The sequence below is a fragment of the Clostridium sp. ATCC BAA-442 genome (assembly GCF_964239415.1).
GTDB classification, from domain to species: domain Bacteria; phylum Bacillota; class Clostridia; order Oscillospirales; family Oscillospiraceae; genus Flavonifractor; species Flavonifractor plautii.
In genome coordinates this window covers 1-1,135 of the sequence record NZ_CAXSQB010000060.1, presented here as the reverse complement: position 1 = coordinate 1,135, position 1,135 = coordinate 1, and the positions used below count along the sequence as shown (strand labels likewise).

Sequence of the window (1,135 nt, the reverse complement as noted above, 5' to 3'; positions counted from 1 at the left end):
CCCCCCCCCCCCCCCCCCCCCCCCCCCCACGGCGGGTGCTCACATTGCGAAGCTGATCAAGACTATGCTGGAGAAAAAGGCCAGCGGGATAGATCTCAAATAGGCGGGAGATCGTAGGGGCCGATGCCCACATCGCCCCGCTCCCCCGTCCCTGCGCCATCCGGCGGGCGGGTGTGGGCACCCGCCCCTACAAAACAACGGAGGTGACATTATGACAGGCGATTTGATTCCGGCCAATGTACTGGCCACCCATACCATCGCCAACGTCAGCGAGACGCTGGCGGAAAAGCTGGGCTTACCCCAGCAGTACCGCTCCATTGGTATCATTACCGCCGACAGCGACGACGTGACCTACTGCGCCCTGGACGAGGCCACCAAGGCCGCGGCGGTGGAGGTGGTGTACGGCCGCTCCCTCTACGCGGGTGCGGGCAACGCCTCTACCAAGCTGGCCGGCGAGGTCATCGGCATCCTGGCCGGGCCCAACCCCGCGGAGGTGCAGTCCGGCCTGCGGGCCTGCGCCGAGTTTATGGCCAGCGGGGTGGGCTTCCGCTCCGCCAACGAGGACGGCTCCATCGTCTATTTTGCCCACACCGTCTCCCGCACGGGCACCTATCTGTCCAAGACGGCGGGCGTGCGGGAGGGTGAGGCCCTGGCCTACCTGATCGCCCCGCCTCTGGAGGCGGTGGTGGGGCTGGACGAGGCGCTCAAGGCCTCCGATGTGGAGCTGGCCGCCCTCTTTGAGCCCCCCAGTGAGACCAACTTCGGCGGCGGGCTCCTCACCGGCACCCAGAGCGCGTGCAACGCCGCCTGCGCAGCCTTTGCCGAGGCGGTGAAGGCTGTGGCGGCCCGGCCGAGGGAGATCTAGAGGAGACGCACGGGGCGCAGGCGGCGTGCGAGCGGGAGCGAGCCGCGCCGGCAGGCGCGTCAAGCGTTTCGGCTCTGCCGAAACCTTGCATCGCCGGAATTCACTTCCGGCGATCGGGTTGAAATCCGGGGCCCCTGCCCGACGAAAGCCGGGTGGGGACGCCTGTGCAGCCTTTGCCGAGGCGGTGAAGGCGGTGGCGGCCCGGCCGAGGGAGATCTAGAGGAGACGCACGGGGCGCAGGCGGCGTGCGAGCGGGAGCGAGCCGCGCCG

Annotated in this window: 1 protein-coding gene; it reads left to right on the top strand. The window is 69.3% G+C overall.

The window, feature by feature from the left end; all coding sequences use genetic code 11:
• Positions 1-211: 211 nt before the first annotated feature.
• Positions 212-865 carry an ethanolamine utilization microcompartment protein EutL gene (gene eutL, locus ACESY8_RS17420; protein WP_007494070.1) on the top strand — a complete coding sequence of 218 codons (654 nt, stop codon included), beginning with the start codon at positions 212-214 and terminating at the stop codon, positions 863-865.
• Positions 866-1,135: the final 270 nt, after the last annotated feature.

What these genes read in the sequence shown, in the direction of transcription:
- eutL (WP_007494070.1), top strand. Translation starts at nt 212, where the DNA reads ATGACAGGCGATTTGATTCCGGCCAATGTACTGGCCACCCATACCATC.